This window comes from Pseudoalteromonas sp. KAN5 (assembly GCF_022846535.1).
GTDB lineage: Bacteria > Pseudomonadota > Gammaproteobacteria > Enterobacterales > Alteromonadaceae > Pseudoalteromonas > Pseudoalteromonas haloplanktis.
Window position 1 is genome coordinate 1,166,073 of the sequence record NZ_AP025589.1, and the last position, 18,555, is coordinate 1,184,627.

The following is an 18,555-nucleotide window of genomic DNA, read 5'->3' on the forward strand; positions in this document are numbered from 1 at the left end:
CTTTTTTTTTGTATGTGGCAGCATAGTTACAGTCAAAATGATAAGCCTGACAGGGGGTCAGAAAGTTAAACCAATCGACTTAAATATTTAACCATTCTAGCGGGCTAAATAAAGCGCTAACTGCGTTATAAATTTTTCATGTACGACTGCATGGATGCAGGAGGTAGAGCAATGCAGGAGCAATTGCCGAGAACAACCACATGTCAAAATTTATGCCTTGTTATCACTCCATTTATCTGTCGCTATAAATGGTCAGTAACTTAACACGATTGGTATTATTGAATTGTAATCGAGAATTAAAAATTAAAATAACAACTCAGCTATTTATTTAACGAATAGCTTATTACTTTCTGATAGTCCTCTTTCTGAATATATTTGGTTGCCAGCCCCAGCGAAGGGCACCGAGTCGTAAAAATACGGTAATAAATAACGAGCCAAATATACACCATAAGTAAGGAACGCCTAATAAAAATAGTGCTGCGTAAGCAAGGCCACCGCAAAAACAAGCGGTGGAGTAGAGTTCATCACGCATCACCAGCGGGACTTCGCGGCAAATTACGTCGCGCATCAAACCGCCGAATATACCCGTGGTCATGCCCATGGTAATTGCAACTATCATGGTCGTGCCTTCGATTAATGCTTTTTCGATACCAACTACATTAAAAATTGCCATGCCAATGGCATCAACAAGTAACATATAATAGTTCGATACATCAGGCATATAGCGAATAAATATCACAGCAACGAAGATTGCAGCATACGTTGCGTATAAGTAATCGGGCTGGGCAATCCAAAACACTGGCTGATTTAATAATACATCACGTAGTGTGCCGCCGCCTAAGGCTGTAACCGTACCGACGACGACAACACCGAATCCTCCGATATCTTTATCATGGCCAAGCAACGTCCCTGAAATTGCGAAAAAGGCAACCCCAATAATGTTTAAAAAGTGAAAATAGTCAGCGGTCACTTTGATATTTATTCCATTAAAAATAACTGTGGATAAGTGTAACTGACTTTAAATTTATAGCACCTTAATATAACGCTATGTGATTAATTGTCATAATAGGTAGTGATCGCTTTAACGCTTTTAATCGTCATTGGTCCCATAAGTTATTGCTATTAGGGTTTCATGGCGTTATAAGGTTATGGTTGTTTCAGTAATTACTGAAACAAATGGAGGTTTCCGAGTGTTTTGCACTCACATTATCAGGACAAGTCTAAATGCGCGTGCTTTGCGCTTCTTTATTGGAGAAGTAAGTGAAAAATTATGTTATCGCTGCTGCCCTCAGTTCTTTTATGGGCCTTGCTCTATCAGCTTCGGCTGGCGTTCAAAATCCGGTTGATAAAGTATTTCCCGGAACAATTAAAATCAAAGTTGATGCTACCGATCTTGCTCATCGTATTTTTCAAATAAACGAAACCATCCCAGTAAACTCTGGTGATATGACATTACTTTATCCACAGTGGATACCAGGACACCATTCACCGGTTGGACCAATAAGTCAGTTGGCTGGATTGAAAATTTCAGCAAAAGGTAAAGCGATCGCATGGCAACGCGATCCTGCTAACGTATACGCTTTTAACTTTAAGGTTCCTAAGGGTGTACGTGAGTTGCATGTTGAATATCAATTTTTGTCACCACAAAGTTCAGAGCAAGGACGCGTTATGATGACGCCAGAAATGCTCAACTTACAATGGGATACAGTAGCGCTTTATCCCGCAGGGCATTACAGTCGTAAAATTAAATTTCAACCAAGTGTAACGTTGCCGAAAGGCTGGCAATTTGCTACTGCACTTGAAAAGTCTTCGCAAAAAGACAATACAGTTACCTTTGAGGGAATTGATTTTGAAAACCTAGTCGACTCGCCTATGTTTGCTGGTAGCCACTATAAACGTGTTGATTTAAACCCAAATGCTGATACTAAAGTGTTCTTAAATATCTTTGCAGATAAAGAAAAAGATCTTCAGATCAGTGACGAAGGGTTAACAGCACACCGTGAGCTTATTCAGCAAATGTATGCGCTTTATGGTGCACACCACTTTGATCATTATGACTTTTTACTTGCCCTTACAGATAAGTTAGGCGGTATTGGTATGGAGCATCATCGTTCAAGTGAAAATAGCGCGAAAGAAAATTACTTTACCGATTGGGATAAGTCATGGGTGGGTCGCGATTTATTAGCGCACGAATTTAACCATTCTTGGAATGGTAAATATCGTCGACCTGAAGCCTTATGGACACCGACCTATAATCAGGTAAAAGAAGCGAATGGCCTTTGGGTTTATGAAGGGCAAACCCAGTTTTGGGGGCAAGTTATTGCGGCTCGTTCAGGACTTTGGAGCCAAGAAAATACGATGGACATGCTAGCCCGTTTAGGCGCAACCTATGATCAAGGTCGCCCTGGTATGACATGGCGCAATATTTTAGATACTACTAACGATCCAACCATCGCTCAGCGCTCATCTTTGCCTTATCGCAGCTATCAAATGAGTGAAGATTATTACTCAGGGGGCGAGTTAATTTGGTTTGCTGTTGATGCGAAATTACGTGAATTGAGTAACAACGGTCATTCATTAGATGATTTTGCTCACGACTTTTTTAGTGTAAACCCCGGTGATTGGAATGTACTGACCTATAAATTTGACGATGTGATCAATACTCTCAATGGGATTGAAAAGTACCAATGGGATGAGTTTATTAATGCGCGTTTAAAAGGCCATGTAAATTTGTCTAACTCACTTGCAGATCAAGGTTGGCAATTGATTTATAACGATAAAGCCTCTGATGGCATTAAAGCAATTGAAACCCGCTATAAAGCGACGGATCTACTTTATTCTCTGGGCTTTTCAGTAAATAAAGAGGGAAAAATGCGCGATGTATTATGGGATAGCCCTGCATTTAATGCGGGTCTTGCGCCAAGTATGCAAATTATTGCGGTTAATAATACGCAGTTCAGTGGTGATGCACTTAAAGATGCCGTCACTGATGCTAAAGGCACAACAGCGCCAATTAAGCTACTGGTGAAAAACTTTGATCAGTACAGTGAAATTCAGATAGATTACCATGATGGCCTTAAATACCCTCATCTTGAGCGTATCGAAGGAAAACCAGATTACTTATCGCAGTTACTTACTGCGCGCTAAGCCTTAGCTCCATAAATGTTCATATACCCACATCATGTGGGTATATCAGATTGTTGAAAAAGGGCTAGACACAGATCGAGCCCTTTGATCTAATAAGCAGAGTGAATTTGGAGAGTTCATTATGCTTAGAGATAAAACCCCGCAACAACATGAATTAGAAATGGTCGCAATTGACCAACTTGTTCCACAAGACCACTTAGTACGACTCGTAGACTTAGCTATCGACTTTGAATTCATACGTGATGAAGTCGCCCACTTATATTGCAAAAATAATGGCCGACCAGCCGTAGACCCTGTCCGCTTTTTTAAATACCTATTCTTAGGTTACTTGTTTGGTATTCAAAGTGAGCGCCGCCTTATTAAAGAAGTGCAAGTGAATGTTGCATACCGCTGGTTCTTAGGTTTAGGGCTCACCGATGACGTTATCCATCATTCGACACTGAGCCAAAACCGTGTAAAACGCTTTAAAGACAGCGGTATTTATCAATCGATTTTCGACAATATAGTTCGTCAAGCGATGAAGCAAGGGCTCATTGGTGGGCATAGTTTATTTGCAGACAGCACCCATTTAAAAGCCAATGCCAATAAACGCCGTTATGACATTGAAGACTTAAAAGTCAGCCCCTCAGTGTATGTTGAGCAGCTTAATGAAGCCGTGATAAAAGACAGGAAAGCCGAAGGAAAAAAGCGCCTGAAGTATGAGGAAAAGGAGCCTTGTACAAAACCAACCAAAGTAAGCCGAACTGACCCAGACAGTGGGTTTATGGTGCGTGATGAAAAGCCAAAAGGATTTTTCTATTTAGACCATAGGGTTGTGGATGGCAAACACGGAATTATCGTTGATACACATGCCACAGCAGGTAATGTGCATGACAGTCAACCCATCATACAACGCTTAGACCGCGTACTTGATACGTTTGAACTCAACCCCATCGCGGTTGGGTTAGATGCAGGGTACTTTACAGCCGCAGTGTGCCATAATTTAGAAGAACGACAACTCATTGGTGTCTTGGGTTATCGACGGCCAAACAAAAAGAAAGGCTATTTCGCAAAGCGAGAATACAGCTACGACGTAGACACCGATACATACACATGCCCACAAGGCGAAATACTGATTTATAACACCACAAACCGACTAGGATATCGGCAATACCACTCAACCCCGCAGACATGTAAAGACTGTCCAGTGCGGTCGCGATGCACAAACAGTAAAAACCATATCAAAGTAATTACACGGCATGTGTGGCAAGCAAGTGTAGAGGCAGCAAATGAAATACGGCTGAGCGAATGGGGTAAAAAACGATACAAACGACGAGGTGAAACAGTCGAAAGAAGTTTCGCGGATGCAAAACAACATCACGGGCACCGTTATTGTAGATACAGAGGAATAAAGAATGTCAGTGCGCAATGCTTATTGGCAGCAGCCTGTCAGAATATGAAGAAAATGGCGTTAATGAAGGCGGCCTAGCTCAATATGAGCGTAATAAATCTCAAAATCCCTCTAAGACCCCGTCATACGGCGGTAAATTCAAGAAAATTCACATCAGCACTAAAACGCAAAGAATAATAATAACAACAGAAAAATATCGCGATCGCAGCCTTCGGCTGCTCAAAAATAATAAACCCCGCAAAAAAAGCAGGGTTTATCGTCAATCTGATATACCCACATCATGTGGGTATATTTTATTAAGAATTATTTTTCATTAGCAAAAAAATCCACAACCAATTGAGTCATTGAATCAACCCCCAGCTGCAATGCTTTCTCGTCGGCGAAAAACTGTGGCGAGTGATTACTTGCCGCCATTTTGGCATCTTGGCCTTGGGGTGTAACACCTAAGAAAAAAAACAAGCCCGGAGTTTCTAATGCGTAATAGCTGAAGTCTTCAGCACCGGTGATCAAATCAGTGGTAATGATATTCTCAGCCCCAGCCACTTTAGCGAGTGTTGGCGTCATTTTTTGGGTGAGTTTTACATCATTCACAGTAACCGGATAGCCATGATCGATATGTACATCGGCTTTAGCGCCGGCAGATTCTGCTACTAGTTCGGCGGTTTTCGCTAATCGTGTTTTAATATCTGCACGCATTGTTTGGTCAAAGGTGCGAATAGTGCCAATTAACTCAACACTATCAGGAATGATATTTGAGCGGACGCCGCCATTAATAGCCCCAAAGGAGATAACAGAGGGCGCTTTGGTAACATCAACTTGACGAGATGAAATGGTTTGTGTGGCCATAATAATTTGCGAAGCTGCGACGATTGGATCAACCCCATTCCAAGGTCGTGAACCATGGGTTTGGCGACCTTGAACATTAATAGTAAAAGAATCTTCACTGGCCATAAGTGGGCCTTCACGAAAGCCAATTTGGCCTGTATTTAATGAGCTGGTTACATGTAAACCAAATACCGCTACGGGTTTTTCTTTGAATAAACCTTCTTTGAGCATCAGTTCAGCACCGCCTTCCTCGCCGTCTGGTGCACCTTCTTCAGCTGGTTGGAATACGAACAGGACATCACCCGCTAAGTCATCTTGAACTTTAGCTAAAGACTCTGCCACAGCCATCAAAATAGCAACATGATTATCGTGACCACAGGCATGCATAACACCGACTTCATTGCCACGGTAGGTTGAGGTCTGGGTTGATGCAAATGGTAAGTCAACTTGCTCAGTAACTGGGAGGGCGTCCATATCGGCACGCAGCGCCACTAAAGGACCCTTTTTTACCGCCTTTGAGTTTAGCCACCACACCAGTATGAGCTACCCCAGTTTGAACTTCGAGGCCCATTGCTTTTAAATGTTTAGTAATGTATTTAGCAGTTTCAAATTCGCGATTACTCAGCTCAGGGTATTGGTGCAGATGACGTCGCCACGTGATCACTTTTTCACTGACACTGTGATTGGCTTTTTTTAGATTATTGTTGAGCTGCTGATCATAAGCTGCTGCAAAGCTAGGGGAAGATAACGTGCTTATCAATATGCCGTTTAGTAATAAACTGCTGTAAATAATTTTGTTTAACATAGCAATCCCTTTTATTATTAGAGTATTAAACTACTGTAGAGTAAAGCGATATGAATGAACAGGACCGTGCGATAATTAACCAAGGAAACTGGTTTAGTAGCCGCGCTGACGAATTTCAGCAGTCGTTATTGCAACATGCAAAAGTAATTAAACTCGACGCTGGTGAGGCGTTATTTTTGCGTGGTGATGAAAACTCAGGTTTATACGCTGTACTTAATGGGGTAATACGAGTCAGTGGTGCAAATAGCGAAGGAAAAGAGGCGGTTTTGACTTTTATTGACGCTTCGACTTGGTTTGGCGAAGTAGCATTATTCGATGGCGGCCTGCGCACTCATGATGTACATGCACAAATACCGAGCCGATTACTGTTTATCCCCTATTGTGCACTGATACAACTATTGGCCGCTAAGCCGATATATTGGCATGACTTTGGGGTATTATTATCACAAAAAATGCGCTTATTGTTCACTTCATTAGAAGATCACGCTTTATTAACTGCACAGCAAAAAGTGTGTAAGCGATTGTTGATAATGACAGCGACTTCACTTGCTCGAAATACTGCAACAATCATGTTATCACAACAACAACTTGCAGATATGACCTACTTAACTCGGCAAACAATTAATCAAATTCTGCAACTGCTGAGCGAAAAAAACATTGTATCTTTACATTATCAACGGGTAGAAATTATAGATAAAGAAAAGTTGGCGGCATTGGCACAGTAAATTTCTTATCCGTTTTTAGCTAACTGGCTTCATAATTGCTTAGCATGGGGAGTGACCCATCTTTTCAATGGAATTGAGGCAATGAGCATGCTTACCTTTAATAATCAGTATCGTACAGAGCCATATCGTGCGCCTGATCAAACACAAACAGTGATACCTCCTAAGGCGGCAACTGAATTGCCGGATCTGGCAAATACTAGCCAAGTTGATACAACAACTTCTCTTAAAAACCCACGCTATGAAAAAAACTTTCTTGAACAGGCAAAAGAAGCGCTTATTTATCAACGATTAGGTGTCGATAAAGAAAAGATAGCTGAACTTAAGGCGGCGATAGAAGAGCTGGCGAAAAAAATACAAGATCATGACGGTGATACAACAGCATTATCTGAACAAATGGCAAATATGCAAAAAATGCTTGAGCAAGAGTATCAAAAAGGGCGAGAACTGCAACCCAAAGCACCAGAACACGACAAAGGCAAGATTATCAGTGCATTAGTATAGTTTTATTCAAATGTCGGCTAGCAGACATTGTTACTTTATAGTTATTTGCTAAAGTAATTTTATTACATGATAAAACTAGGATATGCGATGAAAACGTTACAACAACAACTTGGTAAGTATGGCTTATATCACCGCTCAAAACGAAATGTTTTAACGCACTTTTTTGGTATACCTTTGATTGTATTTGCGGTCATTTGTTTACTTGCACGTATTCATATTCCACTTGGAGAGTTTGTGATAAATGGTGCACAGCTTGTGGTGTTCGCGTCTGTGGTTTATTACTTAATGCTCAGTGTGTCATTGGGGTTAATGATGGCCGTGTTATTAGTATTATTGTCGATTGCTGCAGCCCCCATAGCGCAGCTTGCTTTTAGTCATTGGTTGCTGATAAGTGTTGGACTTTTTGTACTTGGTTGGGTATTACAGTTTATCGGTCATTATTATGAAGGAAAAAAGCCAGCCTTTGTTGATGATATAGTGGGCCTTGTTATTGGTCCTTTGTTTGTCCTTGCCGAACTACTTTTTATGTTGGGTCTGTATAAAAAACTCGAACATGAAGTGACTGAAATTGCCGGACCAACTAAACCTTAAACACCCAATATCAATAAAGGTAAATAATGAATTTTAATAATAAAACAGTGTGGATCACCGGTGCATCTTCAGGCATTGGTAAAGAGTTGGCAATTCAATTTGCACAGCTGGGGGCGCGGGTTATTTTGTCAGCACGGAATGTTGCTAAGCTTGAACAGTTATGCAGTGAGTTAAACGGTAGCCAGCATCAAGTTATCCCTCTTGATTTAGCACAACCAGAGCAGGTACTTGAATACGTCACTCAGCACATCAACGACATTGGTAAGGTTGATATTCTGATCAATAACGGCGGTGTGTCGCAGCGTAGCTTATTTTTGGAAAATGATTTCTCAGTGTATCGCCAGTTAATGGAAGTGAACTACTTTGGTTTAGTGGCACTTACCAAAGCAGTGTTACCTTCAATGGTGGCACAAGGCGGGGGGCGGTTGTATCAATCAGCAGTGTAGCGGGGAAAGTAGGTTCTCAGTTTAGAACGGGTTATTCAGGCTCTAAATATGCGGTAGTGGGTTTTATGGATTGCCTGCGCGCAGAGGTGTCAAATAAAAACATTCATTGTTTAACAGTATGCCCTGGTTCAATTAAAACGGCTATCGCACATAATTCGTTAAATGAGCATGGTGTGGCGCAAAATAAAGCGGAACCCTCTATTGAAAATGGCATGGACGTTACGGTTGCCGTTAAACAGATGATACACGCCATTGCGAACAGAAAAGATGAAGTTGTAATAGGTGAGGGGATCAGTGGTTGGGCGCCTACTATAAAACGTTTTTTCCCGGGTTTATTTAACCGTTTAACGGCAAGAACCAGCTATCGGTAATATAAATTTGGTCAGTTGTGCATATTGGTTGAATAGCAAACAAACACGCGGGTAACCACACCGTTTTGTCTTTTATTACTTGCACCATCAATTATATGCCCTTAAAGTGTAAAAAATGTTGTAAAAGAGTAACTATTGTAATGGATAAAGAACAAGTGGAATCAAAGCAAGCCAAGCCGCTAACAGCTGAAGAGCAAGCATTGGCTCATCAGCAGAGTGTAATGTGGCAGCGAGAATGCTTTCAAAACGCGCAAAAACATTTAGCAGAAAAAGGCGTAATGCCAAAGAGCTTAATAGAAAAAGAAAGCCGGTTTATTGCCCCACTGTGTGCACTTTGGAAGTTTAAAGGCCAAGACGGAAAAAGCTACTGGGTTATAACAGGTCGTCTGCCAACAGATCATGCGCTAGCGTCAGTGGCAGAAAACGCCCGTGAAGCATTGCGTTATTTTTCTTTGCAATGGCAGTTAAAAGCGGATCAAATCATTCACAGCGGCGGCGCGCGTGATAAAACTCAAGTTGATTTTGCTAATCTTTTAATTAATCGTGCACACGGTCTTTATGAGATGTACGAAAAAGAAGAGTTGTGGCTAAACGAACCTAAATAACATTAGCTCAGCTATACTAGCTCAACTTAAGTTAATAAGTACAAAAGCGAACGTATTATCTGGCTCTTCAAGCTTAATAAGTTCGCTTTTTTATATTTATTTAATGAACCAGCGTGAACGGTTTTGTATTAAATCTATTTATCGGGCATTGCATACGCAGCCGCGGAATTCCTGCTTCCATAAACACATGACCTTGTTGCTCAAAACCATTGCGTTTAAATCGCTCTACTTCGTTTAAAATGCAATTAATACTGACGCAATCACAGCCTTGCTGTTGTGCAAGCTCGACAATATAGGTGAGTAGTGAGCGATATACAGAACGGTTGCGATGCTCGGGTAGCACCGCAATTCGCCCAATTAGCCCATCGTTACATAACCGGCCGGTTGCAATAGGGCTTTGGCTATCATCGGTGACTAAAATATGATGAGCGCACCGATCAAGGTTATCAAACTCAACATGCTTGGGAATATGTAGTTCATATACAAAAACCCGTTCTCTGATCTGTTGCAGTAATTCCTTACCTAACTCCCATTCTACTTTGCTGATATGATAGCCCATAAATACCCACTCCTAGCAAAACCAAATCCCCTCATTAAGAAGTGTAGTAAAGGTTTGTACAAATAATAAACTATTTTTTGAACTATTAAGTTGCTCTGCTGTCACTGTGGTGTGATCTGTGAGTAATTTAACCGCGCTTAAATCACTCTCAGGGAGGGTATAATTTTCGCCATTAATACTTAGAAGTATTTCGTTTTCAAAAACTTGATATAGCGCTCGAGTACCACCTAAACGCTCAAAAATAATCTCATCATCCGCTATTAGCTCGCTCACTTGCTCACTACTAAATAAATCTTCTGGTGGCATTAGATCCATCTCATGCTTAGGTTGACTCAATGTAGTTCCTAACCAAGATTTAAATAAGATGTCGTCCTCTAAGATAGCCTGCATTAATTGCTTTACGTTATCGGCCTCTGTTGATTGGATCTCACCTTTAGACTCACGTAATGTGATTGCTGGATCTTGATAACGTTTATTTCCAGCTTCTTTATCAATGATATGATCGGCAAAGTTTGACAGTAAATCACGCTGATTTGGGGCGCGAAAACCGATAGAGTAATTCAGCGCATTTTCTACAGCGTAACCTTCATGTGGACAGCCAGGCGGAATATATAAAATGTCGCCAGGTTCTAGGATACAATCGATAACAGCAGGAAATTGTTCAACTTGTAATAAGCTTTTATTTTGTGCAAATTGTTTTAAACTCGCATCAGGCATTCCAACCCGCCAATGGCGCTTACCTTCACCTTGAATGATAAATACATCGTATTGATCTAAATGTGGGCCTACACCGCCGCCTGGCGTTGAAAAGCTGATCATTAAATCGTCAATACGCCAATTCGGAATAAATCTAAATGGCTCAAGAAGCTGTGCAGCTGCAGGATGCCAGTGGTCAACGGCTTGTACCAATAGGGTCGAATTTTGCTCTGTTAGTAATTCAAAATTTTCAAATGGACCATGGTGTGCTTGCCAATCGTTGTTCTGGTTTGTGATTATTCGTGATTCAATACTCTCTTCCATAGCAAGGCCAGCAAGCTCATTAGCATCAAGTGGATCTGCAAATTCTACAAAACCTTGTTTGATCAAGAGCGGTTGTTTTTGCCAATATTGGGTTAGAAATTGTTGCTCAGTTAAGCCATTTATAGTTAGTTGATACATGCTGCGCCTATTAAAAATAAAAAAGCGAAAGGCAAGGGCCTTTCGCTTTATAAACGTTTTAGCTAAAAGCCTTTATGCTAAGTTGTCGATGAACTCGACAGCACGGCCAATGTAATTAGCTGGCGTAAGTTTTTTCATTTCAACTTTAGCTTCTTCTGGTAATTCTAAACCATCGATGAAATCAGCCATAATTTCTTGGTTAACACGTTTACCGCGAGTTAAATCTTTAAGCTTTTCATATGGTTTTTCGATGCCATATTTACGCATAACTGTTTGGATTGGCTCTGCGAGCAATTCCCAGTTTTGGTCAAGTTCTTCAAGTAAACGCTCTTCGTTAACTTCTAACTTACTCACGCCTTTAAGCGTTGATTGGTATGCAATTAACGCATAGCCCATACCAACACCTAAGTTACGAAGTACCGTTGAGTCAGTAAGGTCACGCTGCCAGCGAGAGACAGGTAGCTTTTGTGCTAAATGGCCAAAAATAGCATTTGCTAGACCTAAGTTACCTTCTGAGTTTTCAAAATCAATCGGGTTAACTTTGTGTGGCATAGTTGATGAACCAATTTCACCAGCAATGGTTTTTTGCTTAAAGTGGTTAAGCGCAATGTAGCCCCATGCATCACGATCGAAGTCTAATAAAATCGTGTTAAAACGGGCAATGGCATCGAATAATTCAGCAATGTAGTCATGCGGTTCAATTTGTGTTGTAAACGGGTTGAATGTTAAGCCTAGGCTCGTTACAAATTGCTCAGCATGGTTGTGCCAATCGTAATCAGGGTAAGCGCTTAGGTGAGCGTTGTAGTTACCTACCGCGCCATTAATTTTACCGAGCATTTCAACTTGGGCAATTTGGTCACGTTGACGCTTTAAGCGCATATACACGTTGGCAAATTCTTTACCCATCGTCGAAGGTGTTGCTGGTTGACCGTGAGTTCGGGTCATCATTGGAACAGCTTTGTACTCAATGGCTTTTTCTTTAATAGCATTAAGTAATTGATCACAGTAAGGCAGTAATACTTCGTTACGAGCTTCGGTTAGCATCAAACCGTGAGACAAGTTATTGATGTCTTCTGATGTACAAGCAAAGTGAATAAATTCATTGATTGCATGTAGCTCGGCGTTATCTGCTACTTTTTCTTTTAGTAAGTACTCAACCGCTTTTACATCGTGGTTTGTGGTACGTTCGATATCTTTTACACGTTGCGCATCGGCTTCGCTGAAGTTATCAACAATCGCGTTAAGTAAAGCATTGGCTTCGTCGCTAAATGCCGGTACTTCTTGGATAGCATCCGCTGATGCAAGGGCTTGTAACCAACGAACTTCGACTGTTACACGGTATTTAATCAAGCCAAATTCGCTGAAAATACTGCGTAGTTCAGTGGTTTTGCTGCCGTAGCGACCATCCACCGGAGAGATAGCTGTTAACGCTGAAAGCTCCATAATAACTCCTAAATTTTAGTTTTGAACGATAATTAAATATGGTTTTTAGCAATGGCGATAATTTTTCTTTTTGCAAAGAAAAAATGACGGCGCTTACCGCCCATTTGTCGCCATAATACTGCACTGCGAATACCTGCTAATAATAACGCACGTATTTTGTGTTGTACTAATTGCTGTTTTAATAAATCAGGTTTGCCATAAACCTGAATTCGGTGCCCAAGGGGGCTAAGCACCTTTGAATAAATATCGGCAAGGGCAGCGATCACGGTGTCATCGGTGATGGCAAAGTGATTAAGGCGTCGCTTAACATCTTCAATACCTTTGCCAAGTTCTGTTAAGCTGCTTGCTTTGGCGCTTAAAGCGCGTTCAAGTTGCATTAAACCGCCAACGTATTTGACGATTTCTACATCTTTATTTTCACCAGTACTGAGTTGATTAACTAATATTTTATAGCCTTCTCTTAGGTTTTCAGTGCCTTGGTAAACATCGCTGGGTGTTTCTGGTGATGTTTCTACTATGCTGTTTAAGAGCTTTTCTAACTCGTAATCGTTACTACTGCCGTATTGCGCTATTTTTTGTACTTGTTTAGCTGCTTGGCACATTGCGGCCAGCGCCATAACTTGGTTTTCAGTCATTATTTGATCACCGAATCAATGATACCACCGCCCAAACACACTTCATTGGCATAAAATACTGCTGATTGACCTGGAGTGACGGCTTTTTGCGGTTCATCGAATAACACTCTTGCTACACCATCATCACCAACCAGCAGAGTACAGTTGATGTCTTCTTGGCGATAACGTGTTTTTACTGTGCAGCGCGTAGTGCCTTTAGGTCCAATACGGTCAACCCAGTGTAATTGGTTGGCATTTAAACCATTGCTGTAAAGGCGAGGGTGATCTTTACCTTGACCAACCACTAATACATTACGCTCAATATCTTTATCAACCACGTACCAAGGTTCGCCTGAGCCTTCTTTCATGCCGCCAATAAGTAAACCTTTACGTTGGCCTAATGTGTGATACATCAAACCTTCGTGCTCACCTACATTATTGCCGTCTGTATCTTCGATAGTTCCAGGCTGCGCAGGTAAGAATTTTTGTAAAAAGTCTTTAAATTTACGTTCGCCGATAAAGCAAATACCGGTGCTGTCTTTTTTATCGTGGGTAATTAAATCTTGCTCTTCAGCAATGCGCCGTACTTCTGGTTTGGCAATATCACCCACCGGAAACAATGTTTGTGCAATATGTTCATGGCTTAATGTATATAAGAAGTAACTTTGATCTTTATTATCATCAAGGCCACGGCACATTACGTATTTGTCATCGCGCAATTCACGACGTACATAATGGCCTGTTGCAATATAATCAGCGCCAAGTGCACCTGCAGCAAACTCTAAGAAAGCTTTGAACTTGATTTCTTTATTACACATGATGTCAGGGTTCGGTGTACGGCCCGCTTTATACTCAGCAAGGAAATATTCAAACACGTTATCCCAATATTCTGCAGCAAAGTTTACTGTATGTAGCTCAATCCCTAGCTTGTCACAGACTGCTTGGGCATCTTTTAAATCATCTGCCGCAGCGCAATATTCATCATTATCGTCTTCTTCCCAGTTCTTCATAAACAGGCCTTCAACGTGATAGCCTTGTTGTTTTAATAAATAAGCTGATACAGAAGAATCAACACCGCCGGACATGCCAACGATGACTTTAATGTGACTATTTTCGCTCATGGATAATTTCGCTTATACAGGTTACTGTCATTTAAACTACTAGCGTTTATACGCATTACAGGGCTCAAGAAAAGACACTCTGACAAATTACGCAGGCTATGAAAGGCCGCGATTATAGCAGCATACCCAAACCACCTCAAGATGCAGAATTCAGCGTTTCACAGGGGCTTAATATCAAGGCGTTACTTTGCAACAATGGCGGTCCCTTTTAAGAAGTAACAACGCCGAGAGTAACTACCTGTGAAACGCCCAACGGGTTGGTTTAAAAACGACAAAATTTTTTGTAATGGCATGTGGCAGGTTAAGTTTCAAAAAAACAGCGCTTGGATTTTGAAACTTAACCTTGTGTTATGGCTAGGTAAAATTACTCTACGCCAATAAAACCGCCGGTTTGATGTGCCCATAAAGCAGCATAAATACCATTTTGCGCTAATAGTTCATCATGACTGCCTTGCTCTACAATCCCGCCGTCATCAAGCACGATAAGCCTATCCATTTGTGCGATAGTGGATAGGCGGTGAGCAATTGCGATCACGGTTTTGCCGGTCATTAAGTCATCAAGACTTGCTTGAATGGCTGCTTCGACTTCGGAGTCAAGTGCGCTGGTTGCTTCATCTAAAATCAGTATCGGGGCATTTTTCAGCAGCACGCGGGCGATGGCGATACGTTGACGTTGCCCGCCGGAGAGTTTTACACCACGCTCACCTACTTGTGCGGCAAAGCCTTTATTGCCTTTGCTGTCTTCAAGATCGTCAATAAACTCAAGTGCTTTGGCTTGCTTGGCGGCGCGTAGCATCTCTTCATCACTGGCGTCAGGTCGGCCATATAAGATATTTTCTTTTACTGAGCGGTGTAGTAAAGAGGTGTCTTGTGTAACCATTGCAATGTACTGTCGTAAGCTTTCTTGGCTCACTTTTGAGATGTCTTGACCATCAATATTAATACTGCCGCTATCCACATCGTAAAAGCGCAATAATAAATTAACCAGAGTTGATTTACCGGCGCCTGAGCGTCCTACTAAGCCTATTTTTTCACCGGCTTTTATATTTAGATTTAAGTGATTGATCACTGCACCGCGGTTGGTTTCATTTGCTGCTTTGCCATAATTAAAATGCACGTTGCTAAAGTCAATTGCACCGCTGCTGACTTTCAGTGTGCCAGCATTTGGCAGGTCATCAACTTCTATTGGATTAGAAAGGGTTTTCATACCATCGGCGACAGTACCGATATTTTCAAATAATCCGCTAATTTCCCACATGATCCACTGTGCCATGCCGTTTAAACGCAGTGCTAAGCTCACGGCAATCGCAATTGCTCCCGCACTAATAGCGCTCAAGGTCCATAAATATAATGATAGGGCTGCAACGCTAAATACTAAAAAGTAATTTAGGGTTTGAATGGCAAAATTTAAGCTCGTTACTAAACGCATTTGTTTATAAACAGGTTGTAAAAATACATCCATACTGTCTTTTGCATACTGTTCTTCACGTTGTGTGTAGGAAAACAATTTAATAGTGGAAATATTGGTGTAGCTATCAACGATACGGCCTGTCATTTCTGAGCGGGCATCAGCTTGTGAACTGGCTACTTTTTTAAGTTTAGGCACGTAGTACATTTGAATCAAAATATACAAAGCTAACCATACCAAGAGTGGGATCATTAACCGCCAGTCTGCTTCTGCAACTAAAAATACCATAGCACCAAAATAGACAACGATGTACATAAGTACATCGAGTAATTTCATTACCGTTTCACGAACTGCAAGCGAGGTTTGCATGACTTTGGTAGCAATACGTCCTGCAAATTCGTTTTGATAAAAGCTGACGCTTTGACGCAGTAGGTAACGGTGTGCAAGCCAACGAATGGACATGGGGTAATTCCCCAATAAAGCTTGGTGTAGTATCGCAGAATGAAAAAACACCACGGTTGGCAAGACGATAAGTAATACAACCGCCATTTTTATGAGTTCGGACTTTTGCTCAACAAATAATGTTTCAGGCGTATAGATACTCAGCCAATCAACAAGTTGGCCCATGTAACTAAATAAAGACACTTCTAAAATAGCCAATAACGCCGCACTTAATGACATAAAGAATAATGAAACTTCCATGCCCTTTGTATAGTGGCGGCAAAAGGCAAACAAGGTTGTTGGCGGTTGAGTCGGTTGTTGCTCTGGAAACGGCTTGGTCATCCGTTCAAATAATCGATACATTCTAATATCTTGAATAGCTAAAATGACGTTAACTATATCATTGAAAAGCGACAAAAACAGAATTAGATAACGAACTGTTTGTGTTTAATATTAGGCGAGGTAGTCGTGTTGATTTGTAGCCCACGATTTTAACTTCGACTCGCTATCATGGAATTACCACTTTATTTTCCCAACCAACATGTCTTTAAACATTACCCAATCTCCCAACAAGCTATAGAGCGGATGTTTGAATGTCGCAGGGCGGTTTTTTTCAAAGAAAAAATGGCCAACCCACGCAAAACCGTAGCCAATAATAGGTAATAACCACAATAACGAAAATTGCTGGCTAAACAACGCGTATAAAATGACAAGGAGGATTAAAAAACTACCAGCAAAATGCAGACGACGGCAAGTGGCATTTCTATGCTCTTGTAAGTAGAAAGGGTAAAAGCGTTTAAAACTGGTAAATTCTGGGGTACTTTTCATATTACTTATCTTTTTATGTTGTTAATAGTCAACAATACCTGTGAGGCATTTATTTCGGCGAACGTTGAGTATTTATCCAACTCAATAAACTGAATAAAGGTGGTTCATCGATAGTTTAGTAAATTGTACTTACAAACAGGCTTGTAATTTTGTCATCATGGTACTTCCTTATTAATATTTAAAACCAATTGATGTTTGTAGCCTTACGTTATCAGCATCTTCGTTACCAAAACTTTCAACTTTACCGTATTGTAGTTCAACACCAACGCGAGACATTGGGGTTGGGTTCCAGATCAAATTAACGTTTGAGTAAAATGAACTGCTAAGCGCGCGACTTCGCTGTGAATCAATGTTATCAATCTCAACGTAGCCAAAACCGATAGAGCTGGTGTATTTATCACTCCATTGGTGATCTAAATAGGCGTAGCCAACGGTGATTGGGATTGCTTGCAGTTTGCCATTAATATCGACTCCCGCATCACTGCCACCTGTTGCAACGCCATCCGCAGTGCCATCTGCATAATAACTGCAGCAGGCATCATTGATGTAGCGGCCAATGCCTTCGCCATGAGTAAGCTGATATTTTAGGGTGTTTTTGCGGTCTATGGCGTATTTACCCGAGACGTTAATACCCCAGCCAATTACCTTGTCATCGCTGCTACTGGTCTCATAACCAAGTTGGCGCAAAATAATCGATGATTTAATATAGCCTTTTGTAAAGCCATTGATGTAGCTGGCTGTAATATCAGGTAAGTCATTTTGCTCTACGTATAAAAAGTCATTACCCGTGACAAAATTAGGCAAAGCTAAATCGGCATCTGACTTTTCAATGGTGAACATGAATTTATCATCTGTGTTGGTATGAAGGTTATAGCGCAGTTGCGGTTGGCGAGCGAAGACCACTGAATTTGGGCCCCAATAATCCATGATATTTGGAAACGCATCTATGTCCATAAAACCAGAAAACGTTTGCCCAGCCCCCCAATTACCGAGCTCTCCCCACAAATGTGTAAGATTAAATTTTGCATTTCCTTGGGAATCAAATAAGTCAACACCAAAACGGGTGGTCATTGCACCGTATTGAGTGGGGGTGGAGCTATTAATAGTTAGGTTAGATTGTCCAGCACTGAGGGTGGTTTTATCGTGGGTTGCTCCTTCGTCATACGCAATAGAAGAAGGTTGAAAACCCGCTCTATTGGTCATTTCGCCACTGTTGTAAATTGCATCTAACCAAATTTGTCCGCCAATCTGTAAAGTGGTATCAGAGTTAGTGAGTTGAATACTCTTGTCGGGGGCGTCAAATTGATAGCTTGGCCGCTCTAAAAAACGTGTGAATAATGCCGACGAAATGGCCACTTCTGCCGCTTTATCAGCTAGGTGTGCAGTAACCACGGTCTCTCGTTCTAGCTCTTCAATTTTACGATCTTTTTGAGCGACTTGCTGCTCAAGTTCAGCTAAACGTTTTTCCAGTTTATCGAGGCGTTTATCTGTTTCATTAGCAAGCACGGGTTGTAAGCTTAAAATCGTTGCTACAGCAGTTGCACAAACTGAGCGATGAAATATCTTCATCTGTATGT

General features: G+C 41.2%; 15 protein-coding genes and 2 pseudogenes. 7 read left to right on the top strand and 10 right to left on the bottom strand.

The genetic code is table 11. The features are described 5' to 3' along the window. Nucleotides 1–343 precede the first annotated feature (343 nt). On the bottom strand, nt 344–970 hold the full coding sequence (locus KAN5_RS05035) for a trimeric intracellular cation channel family protein (protein WP_138554344.1): 627 nt from the start codon (nt 968–970) through the stop codon (nt 344–346). Between the two features lie 290 nt (nt 971–1,260). On the opposite strand from KAN5_RS05035, the gene KAN5_RS05040 reads away from it, so the two are divergent. After that, nucleotides 1,261–3,147: a peptidase M61 gene (locus tag KAN5_RS05040; protein ID WP_244390636.1), complete on the top strand. Its 1,887-nt coding sequence runs from the start codon at nt 1,261–1,263 to the stop codon at nt 3,145–3,147. A gap of 121 nt (nt 3,148–3,268) precedes the next feature. Next, complete coding sequence (locus tag KAN5_RS05045; protein ID WP_244389844.1) at nt 3,269–4,615, top strand: IS1182 family transposase; 1,347 nt, start codon at nt 3,269–3,271, stop codon at nt 4,613–4,615. A gap of 225 nt (nt 4,616–4,840) precedes the next feature. Here the strand turns inward: KAN5_RS05045 and KAN5_RS05050 are convergent. Then, nucleotides 4,841–6,167 (bottom strand): annotated as a pseudogene (locus tag KAN5_RS05050) (amidohydrolase). 50 nt (nt 6,168–6,217) lie between these two features. Here KAN5_RS05050 and KAN5_RS05055 point away from each other — a divergent pair. The 5 genes and pseudogenes from KAN5_RS05055 to KAN5_RS05075 all read left to right on the top strand — a co-directional run bounded on the left by KAN5_RS05055 (nt 6,218) and on the right by KAN5_RS05075 (nt 9,406). After that, a complete protein-coding gene (locus tag KAN5_RS05055; protein ID WP_138554342.1) occupies nt 6,218–6,892 on the top strand; it encodes a Crp/Fnr family transcriptional regulator in 675 nt (224 codons plus the stop codon). 87 nt (nt 6,893–6,979) lie between these two features. Then, the gene (locus KAN5_RS05060) at nt 6,980–7,393 is read left to right on the top strand and encodes a hypothetical protein (RefSeq protein WP_244390637.1); all 414 of its coding nucleotides are present in this window, start codon (nt 6,980–6,982) and stop codon (nt 7,391–7,393) included. Between the two features lie 87 nt (nt 7,394–7,480). After that, nucleotides 7,481–7,984 carry an Mpo1-like protein gene (locus KAN5_RS05065; protein WP_244390638.1) on the top strand — a complete coding sequence of 168 codons (504 nt, stop codon included), beginning with the start codon at nt 7,481–7,483 and terminating at the stop codon, nt 7,982–7,984. Between the two features lie 26 nt (nt 7,985–8,010). Continuing rightward, nucleotides 8,011–8,801, top strand: a pseudogene (locus KAN5_RS05070) (SDR family oxidoreductase). Between the two features lie 155 nt (nt 8,802–8,956). Continuing rightward, complete coding sequence (locus tag KAN5_RS05075; RefSeq protein WP_029216026.1) at nt 8,957–9,406, top strand: DUF4826 family protein; 450 nt, start codon at nt 8,957–8,959, stop codon at nt 9,404–9,406. Nucleotides 9,407–9,506: 100 nt separating this feature from the next. Here the strand turns inward: KAN5_RS05075 and KAN5_RS05080 are convergent, their stop codons facing one another. From KAN5_RS05080 to KAN5_RS05115, 8 genes are all read right to left on the bottom strand, one after another. Continuing rightward, complete coding sequence (locus KAN5_RS05080; protein WP_016707292.1) at nt 9,507–9,965, bottom strand: GNAT family N-acetyltransferase; 459 nt, start codon at nt 9,963–9,965, stop codon at nt 9,507–9,509. A 12-nt stretch (nt 9,966–9,977) separates the two neighbouring features. Next, complete coding sequence (locus tag KAN5_RS05085; RefSeq protein ID WP_016707291.1) at nt 9,978–11,123, bottom strand: cupin domain-containing protein; 1,146 nt, start codon at nt 11,121–11,123, stop codon at nt 9,978–9,980. Nucleotides 11,124–11,195: 72 nt separating this feature from the next. Further along, nucleotides 11,196–12,566, bottom strand: coding sequence for an adenylosuccinate lyase (gene purB, locus KAN5_RS05090; RefSeq protein ID WP_016707290.1), 1,371 nt, complete (start codon nt 12,564–12,566; stop codon nt 11,196–11,198). A 32-nt stretch (nt 12,567–12,598) separates the two neighbouring features. Next, nucleotides 12,599–13,201: a high frequency lysogenization protein HflD gene (gene hflD / locus KAN5_RS05095; protein ID WP_138554338.1), complete on the bottom strand. Its 603-nt coding sequence runs from the start codon at nt 13,199–13,201 to the stop codon at nt 12,599–12,601. Continuing rightward, nucleotides 13,201–14,301, bottom strand: coding sequence for a tRNA 2-thiouridine(34) synthase MnmA (gene mnmA / locus KAN5_RS05100; protein WP_138554337.1), 1,101 nt, complete (start codon nt 14,299–14,301; stop codon nt 13,201–13,203). Before mnmA ends, hflD begins: the two co-directional genes overlap by 1 nt. 364 nt (nt 14,302–14,665) lie before the next feature. Continuing rightward, on the bottom strand, nt 14,666–16,513 hold the full coding sequence (locus KAN5_RS05105; protein ID WP_138554336.1) for an ABC transporter ATP-binding protein: 1,848 nt from the start codon (nt 16,511–16,513) through the stop codon (nt 14,666–14,668). Between the two features lie 153 nt (nt 16,514–16,666). After that, nucleotides 16,667–16,978, bottom strand: a complete 312-nt coding sequence (locus tag KAN5_RS05110; protein ID WP_138554335.1) for a DUF962 domain-containing protein — start codon at nt 16,976–16,978, stop codon at nt 16,667–16,669. A 171-nt stretch (nt 16,979–17,149) separates the two neighbouring features. After that, the gene (locus KAN5_RS05115) at nt 17,150–18,547 is read right to left on the bottom strand and encodes a DcaP family trimeric outer membrane transporter (RefSeq protein WP_016707284.1); all 1,398 of its coding nucleotides are present in this window, start codon (nt 18,545–18,547) and stop codon (nt 17,150–17,152) included. Nucleotides 18,548–18,555 lie beyond the last annotated feature (8 nt).

Bases quoted from the DNA above. Each gene is read 5' to 3' on its own strand.
- KAN5_RS05045 (WP_244389844.1), top strand. From the start codon at position 3,269: ATGCTTAGAGATAAAACCCCGCAACAACATGAATTAGAAATGGTCGCA.
- KAN5_RS05055 (WP_138554342.1), top strand. From the start codon at position 6,218: ATGAATGAACAGGACCGTGCGATAATTAACCAAGGAAACTGGTTTAGT.
- KAN5_RS05060 (WP_244390637.1), top strand. From the start codon at position 6,980: ATGCTTACCTTTAATAATCAGTATCGTACAGAGCCATATCGTGCGCCT.
- KAN5_RS05065 (WP_244390638.1), top strand. From the start codon at position 7,481: ATGAAAACGTTACAACAACAACTTGGTAAGTATGGCTTATATCACCGC.
- KAN5_RS05080 (WP_016707292.1), bottom strand. From the start codon at position 9,965: ATGGGCTATCATATCAGCAAAGTAGAATGGGAGTTAGGTAAGGAATTA.
- KAN5_RS05085 (WP_016707291.1), bottom strand. From the start codon at position 11,123: ATGTATCAACTAACTATAAATGGCTTAACTGAGCAACAATTTCTAACC.
- purB (WP_016707290.1), bottom strand. From the start codon at position 12,566: ATGGAGCTTTCAGCGTTAACAGCTATCTCTCCGGTGGATGGTCGCTAC.
- hflD (WP_138554338.1), bottom strand. From the start codon at position 13,201: ATGACTGAAAACCAAGTTATGGCGCTGGCCGCAATGTGCCAAGCAGCT.
- mnmA (WP_138554337.1), bottom strand. From the start codon at position 14,301: ATGAGCGAAAATAGTCACATTAAAGTCATCGTTGGCATGTCCGGCGGT.
- KAN5_RS05105 (WP_138554336.1), bottom strand. From the start codon at position 16,513: ATGTATCGATTATTTGAACGGATGACCAAGCCGTTTCCAGAGCAACAA.
- KAN5_RS05110 (WP_138554335.1), bottom strand. From the start codon at position 16,978: ATGAAAAGTACCCCAGAATTTACCAGTTTTAAACGCTTTTACCCTTTC.
- KAN5_RS05115 (WP_016707284.1), bottom strand. From the start codon at position 18,547: ATGAAGATATTTCATCGCTCAGTTTGTGCAACTGCTGTAGCAACGATT.